Source organism: Bilophila wadsworthia ATCC 49260 (assembly GCF_000701705.1).
In the GTDB taxonomy this organism is placed as follows: domain Bacteria; phylum Desulfobacterota; class Desulfovibrionia; order Desulfovibrionales; family Desulfovibrionaceae; genus Bilophila; species Bilophila wadsworthia.
This window is the reverse complement of sequence record NZ_JNJP01000164.1, coordinates 1-3,327: the sequence shown is the minus strand read 5'-3', so window position 1 is coordinate 3,327 and position 3,327 is coordinate 1. Positions and strand designations below refer to the sequence as shown.

The window sequence follows — 3,327 nt, the reverse complement described above, 5'->3', positions numbered from 1 at the left end:
AACCCCACCCCCTCCACTCCCAAGACTTTTGACCTTATCGAATCCCTCTTATTGGTTTTCTCTGTGGATTGAAGGGGGATTGGTTGAGGTTAGGATAAAAGAGGACGGTTCCATCCGAGGTGAGGATGGGGCCGTTTTCTTTTGGGAGGGGAATGGGGAGTGCTGTTGCTTTGAAATATATCCCTCCTCCAACGCCGCTGTACCGCCTCAAAAGGAACTTGCGCTTGCCGCCGGGGGCGGAGTCCCGTACCATCGGCGGAGACATTCAACAAAGAAGGATAGTGCCTGATGTCATCCTGTAAACGCTGCGGCCAATGTTGCCGCCTCGGGGGGCCGGTGCTGCACAGGGACGACCTGTCCCTGCTTGATCGGCTTGATGCTCCCGCTAAGGGAACCGTTCCGTTCGGCATGGCCGATCTGGTCACGCTGCGTACTGGCGAACTGGTCCGTGACGATGTGATCGGCACCCTGACGCCTCTTGAGAGTGAATGTGTGAAGCTTGCGCCCGCCAGAGGCCGGACGGATTGGGAATGCCGTTTTCTGGTCCGGATGCCGGACGCCGTGCCGGGCCGGGACGCCGGATGCGGAATTTATGACCGCCGCCCCGCCCAGTGCCGGGCGTTGAGCTGTTCCGACACGCGGGGCATCGCCGAGCTGTACGGCCATGACCGCGCCTCCCGCGCGGACGTGATGCGGGCCGTGGGCGCGCCGGAGGAATGGCTTGGCCTGTTCCCCGCCTACGAGGAAATGTGCGCCTATTCGCGTATCGCGCCGCTGGCGAAGCTGGTCATGCCGCCGATCAACCCCGGCACGCCCGCCGAAAAGGAAGCTACCGAAGCCCTGCTGGAAACGGTGCGCTACGATATTTCGTTCCGCCAACTGTGCGTGGAGCGCGGCAACATCCCGGAAGGCTGCCTCCCCTTCCTGCTCGGGCGTCCGCTCTCCGAAACCCTCGTCATGTTCGGCTTGGCCCTGACCCGGAACAATAACCGGATGGGGCTTGTTCGCCGGGGTGAGGGAAGGTATGGTGGCCCCGTGTTTCCCGACGGGAAGGATCTCTACAGATAATCGCACCATCAAAGGAGCGTTTGCCATGCCTACTCCTCCATGTATCCTCACCATCGCCGGTTCCGACTCCGGCGGCGGCGCGGGCATTCAGGCCGACCTCAAAACCATCACTGTTATCGGTGGGTTCGGGATGAGCGTCATTACCGCCCTGACCGCGCAGAACGGCGTGGGCGTCGCGGGTATCCATGCCCCGGAACCGGGCTTTGTGGGGCTTCAGCTCAAAACGGTCCGGGAAGGCTTCCCCATCGCCGCGGCCAAGACCGGTATGCTGTTCTCCGCCGAAATCATTGAAGCGGTCGAAGCCGGATTGCAGGGGCGCGAGTTCCCGCTTGTGGTCGATCCCGTCTGCGTAAGCCAGAGCGGGCAGCGGCTCCTCCGCGAGGATGCGGTCAATGCCTTGCGCTGGCACATTCTGCCCAAGGCCGATCTCCTGACGCCCAACCGCCCCGAAGCTGAACTGCTCGCGGACATGAAGATCGACTCCGAAAAGGACATAGACGTCGCCGCGCGCAAGCTCATCGATATGGGCCCCAAGGCCGTCCTCATCAAGGGGGGGCATTTCGGCTCGGCCTCCGACGCCGAATTCACGGATTGGCTGGCTCTGCCGGACAAACCGATCATCGCGTTGAAGCAGCCTGGAGTGAAGACCTCGAACAACCACGGCACGGGTTGCACGTTGTCCGCCGCCATTGCGACCTATTTGGGGCTTGGCCTCGGGATCCGGGATGCCATCGTGCACGCCCAGAAGTTTCTGAACCATTGCCTGCGCCACGGGTACGCGCCGGGGCTCGGGGCGGGTCCGCCGAACCACGCTTCATGGATTGCCAAGCGGGTTGGCGAATAGCTTTTCCGGCGGAAAAAAGAGGACGTCCGCACGCCGTTGAGCCCGGAACGCCGGTTCTCGTTTTCTCTTTTTTCCGCCGTGTCGCTTGTCCCGCTTTCTCGGGAGATTCGGTTTCCGGCATACGGGCGTTTTATCGCCTGCGGGAACGCCGCCTTGCCTTCCATGCCAATATGTTTTATCTTTTTTTATTATGATGACATCCGCTCTCTATCCCCGCTGGCTGCAATGCGGCCTCTCCTCAGCCGAACGGACTTGGATCAGCCTGCTCTAAGCCTCCCTCCGCACGTCTTCGTTTTTTTCCTTTTTGCTATCCGGGCGTCGCCGCGCTCTGTTTGCGCGTGTGCGCCTCAAGACGACGGAGTTTTCTATGTCTTCTGTATCGCATGTGAAGCATTGGTTTTTCTTGTTCTGTGCCATCGTTTTTGAAGTGGGTGGAACCTCTGTGATGAAGATGTCCCAACACGAAGGCTGGCTGCTCGGCCCAAACGCGGGGCTCATGGCCATGTTCGCGCTGATCGGGCTTTCGTACTACTGCCTTGCCCTCGCCGCGACCGGGCTCCCCATCGGCGTCGCCTATGCGTTCTGGGAAGGCCTCGGGCTTACGATGATCACCCTCGTGAGCGTGTTCCTGCTCGGTGAGGCCATGAATATGCAACGCTTCTTCGCACTGCTGGCGGTTCTCGGTGGGGCGTTGCTGATCCATCACGGCACATCCGAAGGCGGGCCCGCCCAGCGTCCCGCCAAGGCGGGGGTGGCGTCATGAGTTCGTTCTTTTCGCTTTCGTTGTTGGCGGTGATCGTTGCCGCGCTGCTGGATATCGTGGCCAACCTGCTGCTTGCCAAATCGCAGGGGTTCCGGCGCAAGTTCATAGGGTTCGCTTCGCTCGGCATGGTCGGGCTGGCCTTTTACGCCCTGTCGCTCGCCGTGCGCGACATGGATCTCGCGGTGGCCTACGCCATGTGGGGCGGTTTCGGCATCCTCGGGACGTCCATCGGCGGCTGGCTCCTGCTCGGCCAGAGGCTCAAGCCCTGCGCGTGGCTCGGCATGGTGCTGCTCATCGGCGGCATGACGGTGTTGAAGCTGAGTTAGCGCAAAGAGTACAGAGGCATTGGGGAAGGGAGGGAAAACTTTTCTGGAGAAAAGCTTTTCCCTCCCTTCCCCAAACCCCATCCCTCCCTTTCCAAAGACTTTTGTAAGCGGGTCGGTTGGCTGATGAGGGGGATGACACGGGTTTCCCTGAACGGAAGTTTCCCGGTTGCTTCATATAAGGACTCCCGGATAGCGCGACTATCCGGGAGTCCTTGCTTTTTCTAAAGATACACCAAAAAGGAACGGCCTTACAGACATTGGAAAAGCTGTGAAGAGGGATTCGATAAGGGTGAAAGTCTTGGGAAGGGGTGGGGAGGGTTTGGGAG

General features: G+C 60.5%; 4 protein-coding genes. All 4 read left to right on the top strand.

Annotated features, from left to right (window positions below; genetic code table 11):
• Positions 1–288: 288 nt before the first annotated feature.
• Complete coding sequence (locus tag T370_RS0121525) at positions 289–1,068, top strand: YkgJ family cysteine cluster protein (RefSeq protein WP_005028263.1); 780 nt, start codon at positions 289–291, stop codon at positions 1,066–1,068.
• A gap of 25 nt (positions 1,069–1,093) precedes the next feature.
• Positions 1,094–1,912: a bifunctional hydroxymethylpyrimidine kinase/phosphomethylpyrimidine kinase gene (thiD, locus tag T370_RS0121520; RefSeq protein WP_029436968.1), complete on the top strand. Its 819-nt coding sequence runs from the start codon at positions 1,094–1,096 to the stop codon at positions 1,910–1,912.
• Between the two features lie 367 nt (positions 1,913–2,279).
• The gene (locus tag T370_RS0121515; protein ID WP_005028266.1) at positions 2,280–2,675 is read left to right on the top strand and encodes a DMT family transporter; all 396 of its coding nucleotides are present in this window, start codon (positions 2,280–2,282) and stop codon (positions 2,673–2,675) included.
• Positions 2,672–3,001 (top strand): multidrug/spermidine efflux SMR transporter subunit MdtI, encoded by a 330-nt coding sequence (gene mdtI / locus T370_RS0121510; RefSeq protein ID WP_005028267.1) that lies wholly within the window; start codon positions 2,672–2,674, stop codon positions 2,999–3,001. Before T370_RS0121515 ends, mdtI begins: the two co-directional genes overlap by 4 nt.
• The last annotated feature ends 326 nt before the right edge of the window (positions 3,002–3,327 follow it).